General features: G+C 54.6%; 18 protein-coding genes. 13 read left to right on the top strand and 5 right to left on the bottom strand.

Annotated features, from left to right (window positions below; translation table 11 throughout):
* The first annotated feature begins 71 nt into the window (after nucleotides 1-71).
* Nucleotides 72-821 (top strand): bifunctional NADP-dependent 3-hydroxy acid dehydrogenase/3-hydroxypropionate dehydrogenase YdfG, encoded by a 750-nt coding sequence (gene ydfG, locus F3J28_RS06860; RefSeq protein ID WP_008459146.1) that lies wholly within the window; start codon nucleotides 72-74, stop codon nucleotides 819-821.
* 66 nt (nucleotides 822-887) lie between these two features.
* Here the strand turns inward: ydfG and F3J28_RS06865 are convergent, their stop codons facing one another.
* Nucleotides 888-1,214 carry a YnfA family protein gene (locus F3J28_RS06865; protein WP_166874119.1) on the bottom strand — a complete coding sequence of 109 codons (327 nt, stop codon included), beginning with the start codon at nucleotides 1,212-1,214 and terminating at the stop codon, nucleotides 888-890.
* A gap of 103 nt (nucleotides 1,215-1,317) precedes the next feature.
* Between F3J28_RS06865 and F3J28_RS06870 the strand changes: the two genes are divergently transcribed.
* From F3J28_RS06870 to katG, 3 genes are all read left to right on the top strand, one after another.
* Nucleotides 1,318-1,716, top strand: coding sequence for a DUF1283 domain-containing protein (locus tag F3J28_RS06870; protein WP_008459153.1), 399 nt, complete (start codon nucleotides 1,318-1,320; stop codon nucleotides 1,714-1,716).
* 65 nt (nucleotides 1,717-1,781) lie between these two features.
* On the top strand, nucleotides 1,782-2,339 hold the full coding sequence (gene speG, locus F3J28_RS06875) for a spermidine N1-acetyltransferase (protein ID WP_008459155.1): 558 nt from the start codon (nucleotides 1,782-1,784) through the stop codon (nucleotides 2,337-2,339).
* A 264-nt stretch (nucleotides 2,340-2,603) separates the two neighbouring features.
* Nucleotides 2,604-4,778, top strand: coding sequence for a catalase/peroxidase HPI (katG, locus tag F3J28_RS06880; RefSeq protein ID WP_166874122.1), 2,175 nt, complete (start codon nucleotides 2,604-2,606; stop codon nucleotides 4,776-4,778).
* A gap of 74 nt (nucleotides 4,779-4,852) precedes the next feature.
* Here the strand turns inward: katG and F3J28_RS06885 are convergent, their stop codons facing one another.
* Both F3J28_RS06885 and F3J28_RS06890 read right to left on the bottom strand, forming a co-directional pair.
* Nucleotides 4,853-5,971 (bottom strand): S-(hydroxymethyl)glutathione dehydrogenase/class III alcohol dehydrogenase, encoded by a 1,119-nt coding sequence (locus tag F3J28_RS06885; protein WP_166874124.1) that lies wholly within the window; start codon nucleotides 5,969-5,971, stop codon nucleotides 4,853-4,855.
* Between the two features lie 28 nt (nucleotides 5,972-5,999).
* Nucleotides 6,000-6,275 carry a metal/formaldehyde-sensitive transcriptional repressor gene (locus tag F3J28_RS06890; protein ID WP_008459160.1) on the bottom strand — a complete coding sequence of 92 codons (276 nt, stop codon included), beginning with the start codon at nucleotides 6,273-6,275 and terminating at the stop codon, nucleotides 6,000-6,002.
* A 259-nt stretch (nucleotides 6,276-6,534) separates the two neighbouring features.
* Between F3J28_RS06890 and F3J28_RS06895 the strand changes: the two genes are divergently transcribed.
* The 5 genes from F3J28_RS06895 (at nucleotide 6,535) to F3J28_RS06915 (ending at nucleotide 14,052) form a co-directional block, all read left to right on the top strand.
* The gene (locus F3J28_RS06895) at nucleotides 6,535-6,924 is read left to right on the top strand and encodes a DUF2946 domain-containing protein (protein ID WP_166874127.1); all 390 of its coding nucleotides are present in this window, start codon (nucleotides 6,535-6,537) and stop codon (nucleotides 6,922-6,924) included.
* Between the two features lie 76 nt (nucleotides 6,925-7,000).
* Nucleotides 7,001-8,368, top strand: coding sequence for a PepSY-associated TM helix domain-containing protein (locus F3J28_RS06900; protein ID WP_166874130.1), 1,368 nt, complete (start codon nucleotides 7,001-7,003; stop codon nucleotides 8,366-8,368).
* A gap of 82 nt (nucleotides 8,369-8,450) precedes the next feature.
* The gene (locus F3J28_RS06905; RefSeq protein WP_166874132.1) at nucleotides 8,451-8,837 is read left to right on the top strand and encodes a hypothetical protein; all 387 of its coding nucleotides are present in this window, start codon (nucleotides 8,451-8,453) and stop codon (nucleotides 8,835-8,837) included.
* A 192-nt stretch (nucleotides 8,838-9,029) separates the two neighbouring features.
* Nucleotides 9,030-9,899 (top strand): hypothetical protein, encoded by an 870-nt coding sequence (locus F3J28_RS06910; RefSeq protein ID WP_166874134.1) that lies wholly within the window; start codon nucleotides 9,030-9,032, stop codon nucleotides 9,897-9,899.
* 142 nt (nucleotides 9,900-10,041) lie between these two features.
* Entirely contained in the window at nucleotides 10,042-14,052 is a 4,011-nt protein-coding gene (locus F3J28_RS06915; protein WP_166874137.1) for an NACHT domain-containing protein, read from the top strand.
* A 28-nt stretch (nucleotides 14,053-14,080) separates the two neighbouring features.
* On the opposite strand, the gene F3J28_RS06920 is transcribed toward F3J28_RS06915, so the two are convergent.
* A complete protein-coding gene (locus F3J28_RS06920) occupies nucleotides 14,081-14,632 on the bottom strand; it encodes a dihydrofolate reductase family protein (RefSeq protein WP_166874139.1) in 552 nt (183 codons plus the stop codon).
* Nucleotides 14,633-14,703: 71 nt separating this feature from the next.
* Complete coding sequence (locus tag F3J28_RS06925; protein WP_166874142.1) at nucleotides 14,704-15,648, bottom strand: GlxA family transcriptional regulator; 945 nt, start codon at nucleotides 15,646-15,648, stop codon at nucleotides 14,704-14,706.
* 116 nt (nucleotides 15,649-15,764) lie between these two features.
* On the opposite strand from F3J28_RS06925, the gene F3J28_RS06930 reads away from it, so the two are divergent.
* From F3J28_RS06930 to F3J28_RS06945, 4 genes are all read left to right on the top strand, one after another.
* Complete coding sequence (locus F3J28_RS06930; protein WP_166874145.1) at nucleotides 15,765-16,562, top strand: SDR family NAD(P)-dependent oxidoreductase; 798 nt, start codon at nucleotides 15,765-15,767, stop codon at nucleotides 16,560-16,562.
* Between the two features lie 209 nt (nucleotides 16,563-16,771).
* Entirely contained in the window at nucleotides 16,772-17,644 is an 873-nt protein-coding gene (locus tag F3J28_RS06935) for a ChaN family lipoprotein (RefSeq protein WP_166874147.1), read from the top strand.
* Nucleotides 17,645-17,650: 6 nt separating this feature from the next.
* Nucleotides 17,651-18,439 carry a cell envelope integrity protein TolA gene (tolA, locus tag F3J28_RS06940; RefSeq protein ID WP_166874150.1) on the top strand — a complete coding sequence of 263 codons (789 nt, stop codon included), beginning with the start codon at nucleotides 17,651-17,653 and terminating at the stop codon, nucleotides 18,437-18,439.
* Nucleotides 18,440-18,520: 81 nt separating this feature from the next.
* The gene (locus F3J28_RS06945; RefSeq protein WP_166874153.1) at nucleotides 18,521-20,629 is read left to right on the top strand and encodes a S9 family peptidase; all 2,109 of its coding nucleotides are present in this window, start codon (nucleotides 18,521-18,523) and stop codon (nucleotides 20,627-20,629) included.
* The last annotated feature ends 65 nt before the right edge of the window (nucleotides 20,630-20,694 follow it).

Here is a 20,694-nt window from a genome sequence, read left to right on the forward strand (position 1 = left end):
AAAAACTAAGATTACCGTGGCCCGTTAGCGTGCTAAGGTAGTGCCGGACAAAAGCGTTGAGGAACAGAGAGATGATTGTACTGGTTACGGGTGCTACCGCGGGCTTTGGTGAAAGCATTACCCGCCGTTTCGTTAAGAATGGCCATAAGGTTATTGCCACCGGCCGCCGTCAGGAACGCCTGCTCGAGCTTAAAGAAGAGCTGGGTGACAACCTGTTTACGCTACAGCTGGATGTGCGCAATCGCGCGGCAATAGAAGAAGCGCTGGCTTCTCTGCCGGCCGACTGGCAACAGATTGATATCCTGGTCAACAACGCCGGGCTGGCGCTGGGCATGGAGCCTGCGCATAAAGCCAACGTCGATGACTGGGAAAACATGATCGACACCAACAACAAAGGCCTGGTTTATATGACCCGCGCCGTGCTGCCGGGCATGGTCGAGCGCAATCGCGGCCACATTATTAACATCGGTTCCACCGCGGGCAGCTGGCCTTACGCCGGGGGCAACGTCTACGGGGCGACCAAAGCCTTCGTGCGCCAGTTCAGCCTGAACCTGCGTACCGACCTGCATAAAACGGCCGTTCGCGTGACCGACATCGAACCGGGCATGGTGGGCGGCACCGAGTTTTCCAACGTGCGCTTTAAGGGCGACGATGACAAAGCAGGCAAAACCTACGAAAACGCCAACGCGCTGACGCCGGAAGACGTTACCGAGGCCGTCTGGTGGGTGGCTACGCTGCCGAAACACGTCAATATCAACACGCTGGAAATGATGCCGGTCAGCCAGACGTTTGCCGGTCTGAGCGTCCATCGCGAAGGGTAATTCTGGCGAAAGTCATAGTGAAACGGGGCCATTGCAGCCCCGTTTTTTCATCTGACCACATAGCGATCAGGCCCGGCCCCAGCCAGCAACGATGATCAGCATCCCGCAGAAAGCAATGGCCGCTCCGGTCCAGTCGTAAACGCTGAGCTTCACGCCGTCCACCACGCGCAGCCATAGCAGCGCCGTCACCACATAAACCCCGCCGTAGGCCGCATAGACCCGCCCGCTGGCCGCCGGATGCAGCGTCAAAAGCCAGACAAAAATCACCAGCGACAGCGCCGCCGGCAGCAATAACAACGGAGAGCCGTTGCGTTTAAGCCATAGCCAGGGCAGAAAACAACCAATAATCTCCGCCAAAGCGGTGGCAAAAAATAGCAACGTTGTTTTGATCATATTGTCTTTTCTTCAGTAATAATGATGCCCACTAACTCTGACGTTAGGCACGAATCAGCCTCAATGATATGATTAGTTTTATTAAACTAAAAAGGAAATCGCAATGAACTCAATCCTTCGTAAGTCTTTGTCATGGATGCCGTTAGCCTTGCTGGGAGCTGCATTCATGGTTTCTATGCCAACACAGGCCGATACTAACGTAATCGTTGTTCCGGGCGGAACGAACGGCGTCGGTGGTCAGGAGAACTCCCTGACCCGCCAGCGCGCAGCGGAAGAAAAAGAGCAGTGGAATGACACCCGTACCCTGCGCCAGAAGATCAACCGCCATAACGAAAAAGTGTTCGACCGTGAGTCGGCGCGCGGGGACAAAGACTGGGCCAAACAAGATGCCGCCCAGGATACCTTCGACAAATGCCAGCAGAGCGCCAACGTGAACGCCTACTGGGAGCCGAACACCCTGCGCTGCCTGGATCGTCGCACCGGCCGCGCGATCAATCCATAATAGTTCCCCTCTCAAACGAGGCTTCTGCTTAAGAAGCCTCACCATCATCAGCGCAAGGATTTGCTATGAGTAACGAACTGCCTATTCGTCTTCGTCCGCTTGAGCGCGAAGATCTCCGCTTCGTCCACCAGCTGGACAATAACGCCAGCGTCATGCGCTACTGGTTTGAAGAGCCTTACGAAGCCTTCGTGGAGCTGTCTGACCTGTATGACAAACATATTCACGATCAGAGCGAGCGCCGCTTTGTCATCGACTGCAACGGCGTGAATGCCGGGCTGGTTGAGCTGGTCGAAATCGACCACATCCACCGCCGGGCGGAGTTTCAGATAATTATCACGCCGGAGTTCCAGGGCAAAGGGCTCGCCTCGCGCGCGGCCAAACTGGCCATGGAGTACGGTTTTACCGTGCTCAATCTCTATAAGCTCTATTTGATTGTCGATAAAGAGAACGAAAAAGCGGTACATATTTATAAAAAACTGGGCTTTATCGTGGAAGGCGAGCTGATCCACGAGTTCTTCATTAACGGCCAGTACCGCGATGCCATTCGGATGTGCATCTTCCAGCAGCAATTCCTGGCGCAGAAAACCCCGGAAAAAACCCTGCTGAAGCCGACGGCTCAGTAACCGCTTTTCACAGATGAATGCCGCCCTGCGTGAGCGTTCATCTGTCCTTCCCCTGTATCTCCCGCCAGCCTTCTTGCCGCTTCGTCTATTTTCCAGACAATCAGACGGGTTTTTCCTGCAAACCACTCAATCAGAACTAAAATAATAGGGCTGTAAAATTTTGTGTTTAAAAGGCAACGGCTATCAAATTCGTAGGCCCATCCAGATATTAATTATTGATCGTACAGATTATCGTTATCGGGCATACATATAACGGAGAGCAAAATGAGCAATTCTACTGACTTACACAATGCTTCCTCAGCGAGCGCAGGAAAGTGCCCATTTAACCACGGCCAGAGCACGGACATTGCCGGCGAGGGAACCAGCAACCAGGACTGGTGGCCGCACCAGCTGCGCGTCGACCTGTTGAATCAACACTCCAACCGCTCCAACCCGCTGGATGAAAACTTCAGCTACCGCAAAGAATTTAGCAAACTCGATTATTACGCCCTGAAAGGCGACATCAAAGCGCTGTTAACGGATTCTCAATCCTGGTGGCCTGCCGACTGGGGCAGCTATATCGGTCTCTTTATCCGTATGGCGTGGCACAGTGCAGGAACCTATCGCTCCCGCGACGGTCGCGGTGGCTCCGGACGCGGTCAACAGCGTTTTGCGCCTCTTAACTCCTGGCCGGATAACGTCAGCCTCGATAAATCCCGCCGCCTGCTTTGGCCAATTAAACAAAAATATGGTCAGCAAATTTCCTGGGCAGACCTGATTATTCTCGCCGGTAACGTGGCGCTGGAAAATGCGGGCTTCCGCACCTTCGGCTTTGGTGCCGGGCGCGAAGATGTCTGGGAACCAGATCTCGACGTTAACTGGGGGGCTGAGAAAGAGTGGCTTGAGCACCGCCACCCGGAATCCCTGGCACAGGCTCCGCTCGGTGCGACCGAAATGGGTCTGATTTACGTCAACCCGGAAGGCCCTGAGCACAGCGGCGACCCGCTTTCCGCAGCGCCTGCTATTCGCGCCACCTTCGGCAACATGGGGATGGACGATGAAGAGATTGTCGCCCTGATTGCCGGGGGCCATACGCTCGGTAAAACCCACGGCTCTGCAGCCGCCACCCACGTTGGCGCAGACCCGGAAGATGCTCCGCTTGAGGCGCAGGGGCTTGGCTGGGCAAACAGCTACAATAGCGGCGTCGGCGCGGATGCCATAACCTCCGGTCTCGAAGTGGTCTGGACGCAAACGCCAACCCAGTGGAGCAACTACTTCTTCGAAAACCTGTTCGGCTACGACTGGGTACAAACCCGCAGCCCGGCAGGCGCCATTCAGTTTGAGGCGACCAACGGCCCGGATATCATTCCCGATCCGTTTGATCCGTCCAAAAAACGCAAACCAACGATGCTGGTGACCGACCTGACGCTGCGCTTCGATCCAGAGTTCGAGAAAATTTCTCGCCGCTTCCTGAACGATCCACAGGCCTTCAACGAAGCCTTCGCCCGCGCCTGGTATAAACTGACGCACCGCGATATGGGGCCAAAAGCGCGCTATATCGGCCCGGAAGTGCCAAAAGAAGATCTGATTTGGCAGGATCCGTTGCCGAAAGCTACCCACGCGCCGTCCAGCGCCGATATCGACGCGCTGAAAAAAGCGATTGCGGATTCCGGCCTGTCCGTCAGCGAGCTGGTTTCGGTGGCCTGGGCATCTGCCTCAACCTTCCGCGGCGGGGACAAACGCGGCGGTGCCAACGGGGCGCGGCTGGCACTTGCTCCGCAGCGCGGCTGGGAAGTGAACGCCGTGGCGGCCCGTGCTTTACCTGTGCTTGAAGCAATTCAAAAGGCATCCGGCAAAGCGTCGCTGGCGGACATCATCGTGCTGGCCGGTGTGGTAGGCATTGAGAAGGCCAGCCACAGCAAAGTACCGTTCACGCCGGGGCGCGTGGACGCCACTCAGGAGCAGACCGACATCGAGTCCTTCGAGCTGCTGAAACCGGCCGCCGACGGCTTCCGAAACTATCGCCGCATTGCGAATGCAACCTCAACCGAAGCGCTGCTGATCGACAAGGCACAGCAGCTGACGCTGACGGCTCCTGAGCTGACGGTCTTAATCGGTGGTTTGCGCGCGCTGGGCGTTAACTACGATGAAAGCCAGCACGGCGTGCTGACTTCTCGCCCGGGTGAACTGACGAATGATTTCTTTGTCAATCTGCTGGATATGCGCACCGAATGGAAAGCCGCTGACGCAGGCTCCGAAGTGTTTGAGGGCCGCGATCGCCTTAGCCGAGAAGTAAAATACACCGGCACCCGCGCCGATCTGGTCTTTGGCTCTAACGCCGTGCTGCGCTCCCTGGCGGAAGTGTATGCCAGCCAGGATGCCAAAGAGAAGTTCGTCAAAGACTTTATCGCCGCATGGACAAAGGTGATGAATCTCGACCGTTTCGACCTGCAGCAGTAAAACGAAAGGGAGGCTTTTGGCCTCCCCTGGTTTAACGCTATATGGGAAGGCATTTCGCCTTCCCTTTTTACTGCTTACTCTTCGCCGAAGTGGATCACGGTGCGAATCGATTTGCCTTCATGCATCAGGTCAAACGCTTCGTTGATCTTGTCCAGCGGCATGCGGTGAGTAATGAACGGATCCAAATTGATTTTGCCCGCCATTGCCTCTTCCACCATGCCCGGCAGCTGAGTGCGGCCTTTAACGCCCCCGAACGCTGAGCCACGCCAGACGCGGCCAGTCACCAGCTGGAATGGGCGGGTTTTAATTTCCTGCCCCGCCCCGGCAACGCCGATAATCACGCTCTCGCCCCAGCCTTTGTGGCAGCATTCCAGCGCGGAACGCATCACGTTCACGTTGCCGATACATTCGAAGCTGTAATCCACGCCGCCGTCGGTCAGCTCAACGATCACATCCTGAATCGGCTGCTCGTGATCTTTCGGGTTAATGCAGTCGGTAGCGCCCATTTCGCGTGCGAGGGTGAATTTCTCCGGGTTGGTATCAATGGCAATGATTCGCCCGGCCTTAGCCTGCACCGCGCCCTGAATCACCGCCAGGCCGATCCCGCCGAGGCCAAATACCGCCACGGTATCGCCCTCTTTCACTTTTGCCGTGTTGTGCACCGCGCCGATGCCGGTGGTCACGCCACAGCCAAGCAGACACACTTTATCCAGCGGCGCCTGAGGGTTGACCTTAGCCAGAGAGATCTCCGCCACTACGGTGTATTCGCTGAAAGTGCTGGTACCCATGTAGTGATAAATTGGCTCGCCGTTGTAGGAGAAGCGGGTGGTGCCATCCGGCATCAGGCCTTTGCCCTGCGTGGCGCGAACGGCCTGACAGAGATTAGTTTTGCCGGATTTACAGAACTTACACTCGCGGCATTCTGCGGTGTAGAGCGGAATAACGTGGTCGCCCGGCTTCAGGCTGGTCACGCCCTCGCCCACTTCCACCACGATGCCGCCGCCTTCGTGGCCCAGCACCGCCGGGAATACGCCTTCCGGATCGTCGCCGGACAGCGTGAAAGCATCGGTATGGCAAACGCCGGTGTGGGTGATTTTAACCAGCACTTCACCTTTTTGCGGGGGCGCAACGTCGATTTCCACAATTTCTAAAGGTTTACCCGGCCCAAAGGCCACCGCAGCACGTGATTTCATTGTTTTGTTCCTTTTGGTGGGGGTGTTTTTATTTTAGATAAGAGCGCAGCAAATTCCCGACTTCCGCCATCCGCAGCGCGCGCTGCTCTTCGGAGGTGTCGCCGGTGACCAGCTCGTCTTTAAGGTGAATTTCCATCATTTCGCCCATCAGGCCGTTGGCTGCCCCGCGAACGGCAGCGATCTGCTGCAAAATGGCGAGGCACGGGTCGCCGTTTTCCAGCGCGCGCTCAAGCGCCTCGGCCTGGCCGCGAATGCGCCTGACGCGGGTCAAAATACGTTTTTTGTCTTCCGGAGAGTGTGGCATAACCGCCCCTTAGGTACTGTAGGGGGGTATAGTACCGTAATTTTCATGCTATTGATAATTTAATATTTTATATAATTATCAGTTGGTTGAGAAAATTTAACAAACTCAGCGAATCTATCGGGGTTCATGTGCCCGCCATACACCCTGGGCGGTTCTTCTTTTTGATCTGAAGAAACGGCAGGCCAGTGCCAGCACTAACAACATTTGTTAACTTCACCGCTTCAAATCATTTACACTCCTCCGGCAGTCTGGGGGAAGCATGGCAGAGAATCGATTTCATCGTGGTCGTAGCAGAGTTATCGCCGCAGGACTGGCGCTGTTTGCGCTTGCCCTGATCGTTGTGGCGCCGCTCGTCTCGATTTCTCTGCAAAAATCGCCGATGCCGACGATGCCAGGCATGATGCATCACCCTATGATGGAAATGCATGAGCACCACGCCGGGCATAAACCGGTTTTGATGCCCGTCGATCACGCTGAGGCCTGCGGTTACTGTGTGCTGATGTCGCACATGCCAGGCTTACAGCCAGAGCTAATTACCCCCCTTCACACTCTTTTCTTGCTCCAGGGCTTTCAGCCCTCATCACCTTTACTCGAAATACGGCATTTCTTTGCCTGGCTTTATCCTCATCCTCGCGCGCCTCCGGCATAAACGACTTTACCTGCTGAAAACTAAAATATGGGCGTTTTAACGCCATAACTTCGTTTTGCTTGTATTAAGGAAAAGTATGACCACCTGCACCCCGCGCGCGGCCTGGATAAATTTTCTACGTCGATTGCATTTTGCTATTGGTTTATTTGTAGGGCCTTTTATTTTTGTAGCTGCGCTAACCGGCACGCTTTACGTTGCCACGCCTCAACTGGAGCAGTTTATTTATCATGATGCGCTAACGGCAAACACAAGCGGTGAAGCTCACTCGCTTGCTGAACAGATTGCCGTGGCCAGGCAAGTCACGGGCGAGCATTTGCCGCTCTACGCCGTTCGTCCGGGAATACTCCCCGGCGTGACAACCCGCGTAATGTTTAACGCGCCGGGCCTGGGGAGTTCTGAAAGCCGGGCTATATTCATCGATCCCATCACTTTGGCCGTAAAGGGAGACATGACGGTCTATGGTACCTCGGGCATTTTGCCTCTGCGGCAATGGATTGATTATGCGCATCGCTCTCTGTTATTAGGCTCCGCAGGCAGGCTTTACAGTGAATTAGCCGCCTCGTGGATGTGGATTGTCGCCTGCGGCGGGATCGCACTTTGGTTTTATACCCGCCCCAAACGCCGAATGAATAATCTTGTCCAGCGTACCCGCCGCTGGCATGTGACCCTCGGTTGGTTACTGCTGGCAGGTATGCTGGTGCTCTCTGTCACCGGTTTAACCTGGTCGCAGTGGGCAGGCGGCAATGTGGATCTGCTGCGAGCGGCATTAAACTGGGAAACTCCTCAGCTTAAAACGCAACTCAGCGGCACAAACGGTGCTCAGGATCCGCATGCAGAGCATCATGCCGGGATGACTATGCCCATGAACATGGATATGTCGCCGGATCTTTCCCTGTTTGATAAAACGCGTCAGTTAGCACAAAGCGTCGGGATTGATGCAAACGCTATCGAGATAAGGCCAGCCAAAGGTCACGACAAAGCCTGGACTGTGACAGAAATTGATCGCGGCTGGCCGACTCAGGTCGACGCTGTGGCTATCGATGTTGCCACGATGCGAGTCGTGGACCGCACCAGATTTGAAACGTTTCCCCTGATGGCAAAGCTGACCCGATGGGGCGTGGACTTTCACATGGGCGTGCTGTTTGGCCTGGTTAACCAACTGTTGTTGATCGCATTCGGTACGGGCTTATGCGTAATGATTGTCATGGGCTACCGCCTGTGGTGGATACGTCGCCCCACGCCTGCCAGGTACAATCCGCTCCTGACGCTGACGCAGAGCTGGTACGATTTATCCCTCCGAGGAAGAGTATCGGTTCTGATTATTGCGATTCTGCTCGGTGTTGCCATGCCGGTGCTTGGCCTCAGCCTGCTTATGTTTATCGGATTTGATGTGGTTCGCTGGCGCCGTGCCAACGATTTTTCTGCCGCGCGCCAGACGGAGTAATGGCAAAATACGTTTTTCAGCCCAGCTAGCTCAATGGCTGGGCTGTATCGAAAACAGTGACGAAACCAATCAGCGAGGCAGCATGAAGCCTGATGTAACTTACACCTTCCATCATTTTGGTATTCCCTTACAGGATGGTCTGACTGAAGGCACGCACAGTGAAAAAGCCGGGATGTACACCGCCGATAATCCGGGTAAATTTCGCGTCCAGTGGCACAGATTTACCGATGAATCGCCGCTGCACCCACTGCTAAAAACCGTGCCACACGTAGCGTTCAAAGTTGACAATCTGTCAAAGGCCATCGAAGGAGAGGATGTTATCCTGGGGCCGTATGAACCCATTGATGACTTTTTTGTGGCCGTCATTAACGATAATGGCGTCCCGATTGAGCTTATTGAAACCACGCTGACGGATGAAGAAATCTGGGGGCGAGCGAGGTCGGGCCGGGGCAGCTTGTACCGAAAATAATAGCTCATCCATAGCCTGCCACCTTCCTTTGCGATGTAACGCCACCGTTCACAAGGATGGCGTATGCACGCCCTGTTCCGATAACAACCGTGCAGCGTGTCCGTGCTGGAAATAAATAACGTACTGGTCTATGTTGGGAGCATTCCCTGACCGCTTTCATCTAACCTTATGGGCAGAAAAGGAAATGCATTAATGTTCCACCTGATTGTTGAACAGATCCTGAAATATCTTCCTCATGTATTCTCATTCTTTTCTCTGATGCTAGCCATACTCGCTATCAAGCTAAGCGGAAGAAGTGCCCGCCTGGCGAGCTATAATATGCGGGGGAATAATCATGTATTATTGATAAAAACAACCTGGCTAAAACGCTATCTTTACGGGCCTCATTTTCGGGTTAAAATTTATAACTCCGCCAGTTCAAAAACACTCGACTTCGATCATGCCCTCAGCATAACTTCGCTGATCGGCGGTATTCGCAGATCGCAGATTTTTGATGCACTTGAAGAACGTTCACCTGTAGGGATAAATAAAACCATCTGCTCTACGCCACGTAGTATGCGCCAGCATAGTTTTCCCAGTAAATATGCAAATCAGGGAGGATTCTCATTTAACAGTACGCCTTTTTACTACTATTTTTCCGCGTCAGCATCCGGAGAAGTAGACGGTAAACCGTTAAGAAAACTCAACCGATATCATCATTATATTGAGATAACCGATTTCTGCGGCAATACAGAAATTTGGTATTTTTCATTCTCGCTCCATCTTTCAAATCTTGAACAGGATCGAGCAAAATCAACGCGCTGGAAATCCTGCCCCGGTGAAGATGCCACCTATAAATATTATCGATTTGCCGATTTGACGATTGTTTCGCCAGCCGATTTACCGAAAAATTTAAAAAGGGCAATGACACCCCAGCAAACGCTGCCTGATATTCGGGGAAGTGCAGAAGAATGGCATCCCTCTGCCCGGTTAATGACGGAAGGATTCGAAGATATGGATGATCATCTACAACTCTACGAAATGCGTGAATACTATCGCTTTCGCAAAGACCTGATGTTGTAGTCCAGTTTCCAGCCATATACCAACCGAATACGATCGGCGACCACCGCCTGCTACGGGCTTCATTGTTTATCGCCGACGAGAGATAATATAAGATAATTTAACAGCTTAGCATTCTACCCGCCCAGCATGTCATGAAAGGGAAATGAAAAATACCATGGTTGATCGTCTGGTACGTCAGATAGATACGCACGGCACTTCGGAACAAGAGCCAAAACAGCGTCTTTTCTCTGTATTTGACAATGAACGGCATCTTGTTTTGCTGGGCACACCAGGTGCCGGGAAGACACACCTATTTCGTTTTTTCGCGACAGCAGACAGCCGACTTTACCTCACAGCAAGGCAGTTTCTCGTTTATCCAGACAGTAAATTTCATGGCATTACTCACCTGTTTATTGATGCTCTGGATGAGCAGCGCAGTGGCAGAGACGCCGACAGTGTCATTGACAGGATTGCCGGGAAGCTTGTACAGCTCAACATTCTCTGCGTGCGCCTTGCATGCCGGGCTGCAGACTGGTTGGGTGATAACGACCTGTCAACGCTTAACCTGGTAACCGGCACAGATGAGGAGTTCATTATCCTCGTCCTGGAGCCGCTTTCCCCTGCCGAACAGGCCACATTGCTTCGAACTCTTGGAGCTTTACAGCCCGAACAGTTTATTGAACAGGCCGTTTCGCGAGGACTGGAGTCAATGCTGGATAATCCGCAGACGCTAACAATGTTATGGAATCAGGTGAACGCCAAAGCCGGAGAATGGCCGGCCACACGTCGGGCATTGTTTGCGAATGCGGTAAATCTGCTACTGTCTGAACATGACATTGCCCACAGGCGTCTGGCCAAACACGACGCCACAGCGGAGCAACAGAAAGAAGCCGCTGGGGCAGCCTGTGCCCTTCGGCTTATCAGTGACATTCGAGGCATTGCGCTGCAGGAAGACAGGACGAGTGAAGACTGCCCTGGGTACGATGAGATTTCTCTGGTTCCCAGGACTCATCTTCTAAATGCGCTGGGTTCCCGCCTCTTTACGACCGACGAAACCGCGGATTACCTGCACAGAACGCTTGCAGAATTTGTTGCAGCAGAGTGGCTGGCTGATCGGGTTCGCCAGGGGCTTCCATCAGGCAGGATCATTGCCTTGATAACCCAGAATGGTATACCCACTACCGAGCTTCGTGGTCTTCATGCCTGGCTTGCGGTCCACCTGCCAGAACAGGCCAGCGTGTTGATTGATGCCGATCCGTTCGGCGTCATGACATATGGAGATCCGGCGTCGTTAAGCCCAGGCGCACGCTGCCATCTGATTAATGCCTTATCCCGGCTTGCTCAGAGTGATCCATGGTTCCGTTCAGGACATTGGGAAACGCCGGTATCCGGCCTGGGCCAGACGGATTTGATACCCCAGTTCTCAGACATTCTGCTCACTCAGCACGAATCCCATAGCCTGCGGGGCATTGTGTTTGATGCGATCAAAGAAGGCCATCTCGCTGAGAGCATGGCGGACGTGCTCTGCGATGTAGCCAAAAACTCAGCCATCTTATTGAATGAGCGGCGAACTGCGGTTGATCTACTGCTTCAGACTAGTGAAAACGGGCTGCATAGGGTCCGGAGCATGCTGAGTTGTCTGTCAGATACCCGGGAAGACATCCCGCTCAGGGGATATATCATTCGCGAACTGAACGGCCGGGGGGTGAAGCCTGAAGCAGTGATGTCCCTCCTCAGCGCGATATTCCACGAGGAAGATCATTTGCCAATAGGGGCTTTCTGGCGTCTGGATGAAGCCATCCCTGATAGGGATGTTATAACTATTCTGGACGATTTTACCCTTCCGGATGCCGTGGCAGATGACGGCTCTCGATACCTGAACCTCTCAGGTGTGACCCGCATTCTCAGTAACCTCGCGCGTCGCGCAATCATTAACCCTGTGACGCCTGCCGCGGAAAAGATTCTACGCTGGCTAGATAAGCTCACCCAGCTAAGCCAGGAATATTATCCCGAATGTAACAGGGTATTAGGTGAGACGTTGGCCAGCAACCGTCCCTTACTGGCCCGTTTAATCACGCAGCATCTTGCCGTTCACGCAGGCAACCATGAACCCTGGCGTGCAATTCACGACCTGAACCGATTGTTAGCCCGGACCACGGACTGGTCTCTGCTCCTCGAATGTGCCATGACGGACATGCGAACAGCCACTGACTCCACTCGTCCATTTTATTTTGAGATAGCATTGTATTCAGCCTTACAGGCAGGTACCAGCGTAGTAGCATCATTCGGTGAACTGGTAGAAATGCAGGACAATGCCGCATTTCGTACCATCATAGAACGATTATCGATAAGTGAAATTCAGGATGAACGCCTTGATATGATGCGCCGACTAGCTCATCAGAACACCTTGCGGCAGGCGGAAAGACGCAACAATCAACAGTATTTTGATACACACCGTTCCGCCATTGAAGCAGGTACCGACAGAGAAGGGCTTGGCATGATAGGGCTATTCTATTACGCCATTGGCATAGGCCTTGATGCTGAAGCCACCCCACGGGATCGCCTGATCGATGAACTGGGCGCGGAAAGAGCTGAGCTGGCGTTAAAGACAGCCGAGTCGCTGGCCTTCAGCGGTCCGTACCCCTCCGTTGAGGAAATCTTCGACTGTGATACACGGTACGAAGAAAGAGGTGACTGGTACACATTCATGGCGGGACTCAGTGAGGGCCACAATAAGGGATTTCTTCTGGCGGAAACTGACGAGAATCGCCTCCGCGCCGCCCTGATAGTCGATCGCTTGTGTTCCACTTTTATTACCGAGGGCAAAAAGAGCAGCGTAAGACAGCATAGCTGGCAACGTGAACTTCTTGAGAATAACCCCACCTTCGTGGCCGAAACCTATGCCCTACTCATCCGCCACCATATCGAGCTGGGCAGAGAGCATGTAGCAGGACTTGCAGAACTTGTCGGCTACCCAGAACTCGCCGGTATCCGTGCCCATTATGTCATGTTATTACTTCGTGACTTCATCACCTGTACAGGGCGCACGCTGAAAAGCCTCACGGCATGTGCCTTTGTTGATGCACCTGAGCAGTTTGCCGAAATCATACCAACAGGTCTTAAATCCGCGATCGCGACAGGCAGCGCCAGCGACTGGATGCTCTGGACCGTATTCGGACTACTTTCTGATGTTCCAGGATGTGAAGAAGCCATTACCCAGGCAAAGGCCGACACGGTCACACCCTTTATCTGGGCGATTCGGAATGCAGTTAACCTGCGAGAGGAACGGTTACATGCTGATGCGCAGCCTATAAGCATTAAACTTGAGACCTTTGCAATCAGGTTGGTGGGTTCAAGGCAGGCTCTAACCTACCACCCACATGATGGCTGGAGCGGTGACTGTAATCCCTGGGATGCCAGCGATTTTGTGATTGCACGGATAAAAAAACTCTCTGCCACCCCCACACAGGCGGCCACTGATGCGCTCATTGAGCTCATCACAGATGACGCATTGAAAAGCTACCGGAAACATCTCCAGCATGCGCTGACAACTCAGCGTGTGCGGTACGCCGATGCCCATTTCAGGCGCCCCTCATGGCAGGAGGTACAGCAGTCGCTCTCAGGCGGTATACCCGCGAATATTGCCGATCTCCAGGCTCTTGTGATGGATCTCATTAGCACTATCGGGCAACAGATCGCCGGCGCGAATACCGATCCACACAAACAATTCTGGAATGTAGACAGCTACGGACGAATTGATAATCCCAAACCGGAGGAAATTTGCCGGGATGCGTTTGTCGAGATGCTTCGGGGCCGGTTACGCCCCCTGGGACTTCATGTTGAACCAGAGGGGCATATGTCCTCTGACAAACGCGCTGATATTTGTATTATGGGCCCGCGTATGAAGTTGGTTATCGAACTGAAACGACACTATCATGCCGAGCTCTGGACCGCTGTCGAGCAGCAACTCGACCGCTTCTATACCCGGGATCCGGACGCACAAGGTTTTGGTATCTACGGTATTTTCTGGTTCGGGTTAAAAAAAGCCCCAGCCGTTCCCACACCGAATGAAGGTCCAGTGCCTCAAACAGCTGAAGCACTGAAAAAGAGACTAAAAGCAAAGATTACAGAGAAAAAAATCGATGTTTTTGTCTTCGATGTTTCCGGTGAATAATCCTGGCAGTGAAAAATAATCCCGGCCCTTAAATGGGCTGGGATGTCATATTCACATCAGCAACAAACTCAACGCCACCGCTCTTTAGCACCCGTTGTGTAACAGGCTTAAGGCTCAACGCCTTGCTCACCGGCAGCAGCGGGATCCCCGCCCCGATAACGACCGGGATCTGGGTGATAAACAGGCGCTGCAGCTCTCCGGCTTCGGCAAACATAGCGGCGGTTTTGCCTCCGCCAACCAGCCAGACATCTTTGCCTTTGGCGGCATCGCGGGCCAGTGCTGAAATGTCAGCGGCTTCGCCCTGTACCAGCGTGATATTTTGCCCTTCAGGCACCGATAGCGAACGGTGCGTGACGATAAATGCCGGGACATCGGCATAGGGCCAGGCCTCTGGCGAGTTTTCCAGGATCCAGCTGTAGGTTTCCGCCCCCATGATCACCGCCCCGACGGTTTGATAAAACTCATCGTATGGCGTGGCGTCATCCCCCAGCGGGAAGTTCATTAGCCAGTCCAGCTGATGCTGCCGATCGGCAATGTAACCATCCAGCGTCGCCGCAACGTAATAGACTAAATTCGCCATGTTTTTCCCTCTCAGTCAGGCCATTATCCGACTGAGTGTACAGAGATAAAAACCTCTCGCCACTGCCAATTTTAGGCTTGCAGTTCTTCATCTCCTCGCGCCTGGCGGCGTATCACCTGCGGAGGCTGGCCGTAGGCGCGAAGAAACGCCCGGCGCATTCTGTCCCGCTCGCCAAACCCAGTTTGCCGGGCCACTTCGTCGATGGAGCGGGCGCTGGTTTCAAGCAGCATACGGGCGGACTCCAGACGCAAATGTTCGATGGCGCGAGCGGGCGACTGCCCGGTTTCCGCCTGGAAACTGCGGCTAAACTGCCGGGGCGATAAATTGGCCACCGCCGCCAGCTCTTCCACGCTCAAGGCGTTTTCCAGGTGCGCGCGGGCGTAAGTCATCACTTTTTGAATACGATCAGATTTAGGCTCCAGTTCAAGAAGGGAGGAAAACTGCGACTGCCCACCGGAACGGCGGTGATAGAGCACCAGCTTCCTGGCGATGGTGCGGGCGATATCAGCCCCCAGATCGTCTTCAATCAGCGCCAGCGCAAGATCGATGGCCGCCGTCATCCCCGCAGAGGTCCAGTAAGGCCCGTCGCAAATAAAAATCTTATCTTCTTCCACGCTGATGCCCGGAAAACGCTGCTGCAGATCTCGCGCATACATCCAGTGCGTGGTGGCCCGCCGGCCCTCCAGCAACCCGGCTTCGGCCAATAAAAAGGTCCCGAGGCAGGCGGCGGCCACGCGGCGCGCATAGACCGCCGCCTGGCGAACAAAATCAATCGTCGCGGGGGAAGCCTGTTCCATCGTGGCGCCGAACAGCAGGAGATCGTACTGCGTATCCGCCATTGGCTCAGTCATCACCTCAAACCCTGCCGACGTAGGCACCCCGCCGCCCTGCTCAGACAGCAAATGCAGCTCATACACCGGCTCGCTCGCCATCAGGTTAGCCACTTCAAATGCCGTAATGACGGCGAATCCCATGGTGGAATACCCGGGGGTAACAACAAAACCGACCTTTTGCATGTGACAGACCGCCGTGATTGATGATGTCATAAAAAGACGGTTATATGACATTTGAGACACAAAAAGCCAGTGTTAATGTTGCTTTCGTCAATTAACCCCCTTTCAGGAGCTACACAATGAGCAACACATCTACGGGCACAGCCCTCGTCACCGGTGCATCCGGCGGGATCGGCGCCGTCTACGCGGCCCGCCTGGCTAAACGCGGTTATAACCTGATTCTGGTGGCTCGCAACACGGACCGTCTGAACCAGGTCGCCCGGCGTATTCGTGAAGAAAGCGGGCAATCGGTGGAGGTCGTTCCCGCCGATCTGGGTAACGCGACAGAGCTGCTGCAGATCGAAACGCGGCTAAAAAACGACGAGTCTATTACGCTGCTGGTGAATAACGCGGGCTTTGGCTCAAAAGAAAGCGTGCTGGAAGCCAGCGTGGATGAAATGACCGCGATGATAGACCTCAACGTGACTGCGTTAACTCGCCTGACCTATGCCGCAGCCCCGGCAATGGCTGCCCGCCGGCACGGCACCATTATTAACATTGCTTCGGTCGTCGCTATTGCCCCTGAATTGCTGAACGGCGTGTATGGCGCCAGCAAAGCGTTCGTGCTGGCATTGAGTCACTCTTTGCAGCAGGAGCTGGCGGAGTCCGGCGTACGTATTCAGGCCGTGCTGCCTGGCGCCACGGCCACGGATTTCTGGAATATTCCCGGCGTGGGCGGCCACGAAAATCTGCCGCAAAGCTGGGTGATGAGCACGGAAGATATGGTGGATGCCGCGCTCGTCGGCCTTGATGCCGGTGAAAAGGTGACCATTCCTTCGTTGCAGGATGGCCGCGAATGGGATAACTGGGAGGCTGAACGCCGGGTGATTAGCTCGCATCTGAGCGCTTCTCAGCCAGCGCCGCGTTACACTCGCTAAGCAATCACGCTATTTTGCTCTACAGATGCCGCCATCAGGCGGCATTTTTGCTGTTATCAACGCTAACTCTCGCTCAAATCACCTGCCTGTAAGAATATTTAAATGATAATGAGTATCATTTAAATATTTTATTTGTTAACATCCTGCCCGCGGTAAATTGATCGACATCAAGACTAACAGCCAGTGAAGGCTACCTCCGGGCAAAAGATATGCATAAAAAATTGATCCTTACGTCTTTGATAGCGTTAGCCAGCCTGGGCCTCAGCGCCTGCAGCCAAACCTCTCCCTCTCCTCAAGCGGCAAGCCATGTCGCCGTCACGCATGGGCAAATCATTGATTTGCAGAGTGGCGAAACGCTGATAGAACGACAGCTGCTGGCCAAACTCGCCAGCGCTCAGCGGCTTATCGTCGGCGAAAAGCACGATAACGCCGAACATCACCAGATTGAGCTTTGGCTGCTGCAGAATCTGCAAAAAGAGCGCCCTCAGGGCAGCGTCTTGCTGGAGATGCTGACCGCCAGCCAACAGCCGCGCGTCACCCAGGTGAAGGCCTGGCTCAAAGAGGAGCCGCAGGTGCGGGACAGCCGCATTCAGGAACTGCTTCACTGGCAGAAAGGCTGGCCGTGGGAGATGTATGGCGGCGTTGTGACCGAAGCCTTGCGCGCGCCCTCACCTTTACTCAACGCCAATATCAACCGCGATGAGATAATGCGTCTTTATAAAGACCCGCGCTTCCCGGAAGGGAAAAAATCAACCGCGCCCGCCGTACAGGCCGCGCTGAAAGAAACGATTATTGCCATGCACGGGGGCAACATCGAAGGCCAACAGCTGACGTCAATGCTGGCGATTCAGCAGCAGCGCGATCGCTACATGGCCCAACAGTTGCTGAACGCCCCAACGCCCGCTTTACTGATTGCAGGCGGATATCATGCGTCCAGGAGCATCGGCGTGCCGCTGCATATGGAGGACTTGTCTCCCACCTCGAAGCCGGTAGTGCTGATGCTGGCGGAAAAAGGCATGAATATCACGGCAGATCAGGCTGATTATGTGTGGTTTGTTGCGCCTGCTCCGGCAAAACGGTAACCGTCGATGACAGACACGTTGACTCCTTCTCTGGCGGGCAGAGGCGGCACGGGTTTTACGCTGTCTCTGCTTCTCCACGGAGGCCTTTTTTTAGCGCTAATCTGGCAGGTGTCTGACACGCCCTCAGCCCTGCAGCCTGCGCCCGCCGTGATGCTACAATGGGCCGACGATATCGAAGCCCCGCCGACACCAGTCCCGCTTCCGGTGGGTATTGCCCAGCAGGAGTCAGCGGCGGCAGAAGAAAAGCAGCAGGCTGAAGACAAGCAACAGCAGCCTTTGCCGGTAGCCAAAGATGCGGTGATTGAAGTCACTCGTCGGAAAAAAGCTGTCGAAGGTGAAAAGAAAAAACCTCTCCCACCGCGCAACGTCAGGGAGCAAACCAGCGACAGCAGCCAGGCGGCCATCTCGACCAATGCCGCTCCTCAGCCCAGCGTGGTGTCCTCACGTGTTGCCGCGCCTTACCACAGCGATGCCGAGAAGCAAAATAGCCAGCAGGATAGCTGGGAGAGCCGGGTCAAAGGCCATCTCAACCGCTTCAAACGCTACCCCGGCGACGCCCGTCAGCGAGCCAGAACGGGCATCGCAGTGGTGACGTTTACCGTGGATGTTGCGGGCAAAGTTGTTGCCAGTTCTCTAACCGGTTCATCGGGAACACGCTCGCTTGATCGGGAAGCCGTGGCCGTTTTAGAACGTGCCCAGCCGCTGCCGAAACCGCCCGTCGAACGCTTAAAGGGAGGCGTGTATAACGTCACAATGCCAATCAATTTCGACCTGACGGAACTTAGCCGAAGCTAGCGCTAAGCCCCACAACCTGAACGTTAACTTTATGCTGAATATTCGGCAGGGTGCCCCATCGCCCGACATTAAGGACGCCTCATGGAAAAACTATGGAAAGCCACCCCGCTGCTCCTCGCCTGTTCGCTATCTGCCCGTTGGGCAATCGCCGACGCGCCGCAGCCCCCGGTTACGCCCAAAATTCCCCACCAGCTTATTGAGCATGGCGATGTTCGCGTGGATAACTATTTTTGGCTCAGGGATGACAGCCGTAGCGACGCGAAAGTGCGGCGTCATCTTGAGGAGGAGAATAATTACGCCCGCGAGGTACTGAAGCCGTCCGCCGCGTTAACGGACACGCTGTATCAGGAAATGGTCGCACGCATGAGCCCGGAAAACCGCTCTGTACCCTTCCAGCGAAACGGTTATCGCTATCAGGATGTTTATCTGGCCGGGCAGGAATACACCGTCAGCCAGCGGCAGCTCGTCGGGGGCGAAGGTGACTGGCAAACGCTGGTGGACGGCAATCTGCGCGCCAAAGGCCAGGCCTATTATCAGCTAAATGGCCTGGTCGTCAGTCAGGACAATCAGATGATGGCGATTGCCGAGGACACGACGGGCCGCCGCCAGTATCGCCTCTCGCTGCGCGATTTGAACAACGGAAAATGGCTCCCGGATGCGATCGAAAACACCTCCGGGAATATGGTCTGGTCTAATGACGGGCGCTACCTGTTTTATATCCGCAATAATCCACAAACCCTGGTGCCCTCGCAGGTCTGGCGGCATCGCCCCGGCACGCCTGTTGCCGAGGACGTGCTGGTCTATCAAGAGGCTGACGGCGGCTATTACCTTGGGCTTTCCCGTTCGGCTTCGGACCGCTATTTAATCATCACGCTCAGTGCCAGCACCTCATCAGAAGCCCGCCTGATCGATGCGGATAAACCCGAAACACCCCCGGTACTTTTCGTCACCCGCAGGCCGGGGATTGAATATTATCTCGACCATTTTGAGGGGGAGTTCTACCTGCGAGCAAACCAGGAAAGCGCCAATTTTGGGCTGTATAAAAGCCACGCGCCCGGCGATAAATGGCAGGCGGTGGTTGCGCCCAAACCCAATAAAATGGTGGAAGGATTCACCCTGTTTAAAGACTGGCTGGTGGTGGCTGAACGCCGGGACGGGCTGAGCCAGATACGTAAGATTAACTGGCTGAACCACAGTGAGCAGACGCTACAGTTTGATGACGCCAGCTATATGGCCTGGCTCGGCTATAACCCGGAGCCACAGGCCGGCAAGCTGCGCTATGGCTACTCTTCGATGACCACGCCCACCAGCACTTATGAATGGGATCTGGCCAGCGGGGAACGCACCCTGCTAAAACGCCAGGAGGTCAATAACACCTCGCCGGAGAATTACCACAGCGAGCGGATCTGGATCGCCGCCCGCGACGGCGTGAAGGTTCCCGTCTCGCTGGTGTATAACAAAAAAATGTTCAAACCGGCCCACAGCCCGCTGCTGGTTTACGGCTATGGTGCCTACGGAATGAGCATGGATCCGGCCTTCAGCGCCAACCGGCTCAGCCTTCTGGACCGCGGTTTTGTGTTCGCTATTGTGCACGTTCGCGGCGGGGGTGAACTTGGCCAGCGTTGGTATCAGCAAGGGAAGCTGGAAAACAAGCCCAACAGCTTCAATGATTTTCTCGATGCGACCCACGGCCTGGTTAAGCTGGGCTTCGGGCAGGCTGGCAGGCTTTACGCCATGGGCGGAAGCGCTGGCGGCTTGCTGATGGGCAACGTGATTAACCAGCAACCCACGCTCTTTAATGCCGTAGTGGCGCAGGTGCCGTTTGTGGACGTGGTGACAACCATGCTGGACGAATCCCTGCCGCTCACGGTGGGAGAATATGACGAATGGGGCAACCCACACCGCAAAACGGACTATCTGCGGCTCAAATCCTGGAGTCCTTACGACAACGTTAAGCCTTCGCACTACCCAAATCTGCTGGTGACCAGCGGCCTCAACGACTCGCAGGTGCAATACTGGGAGCCAGCGAAGTGGGTCGCGAAGCTGCGTGAAAACCAGCGGGGCTCCGGCAAAATCCTTCTGATGACCGAGATGCAGGCCGGGCACGGCGGTAAATCAGGCCGAATAAAACGCCTGGAGAATACCGCCCTTGAATATAGTTTTATTCTGGAGGCAGATAAACAGCGCTAACCTGGAAGCCTTCCCTTAATGGGGAGGCATATTCAGTTAACATAATAATAAAAATAACTTTTATT

Origin of the sequence: Enterobacter sp. Ap-1006 (genome assembly GCF_011752835.1) — a bacterium.
Taxonomy (GTDB): domain Bacteria; phylum Pseudomonadota; class Gammaproteobacteria; order Enterobacterales; family Enterobacteriaceae; genus Cedecea.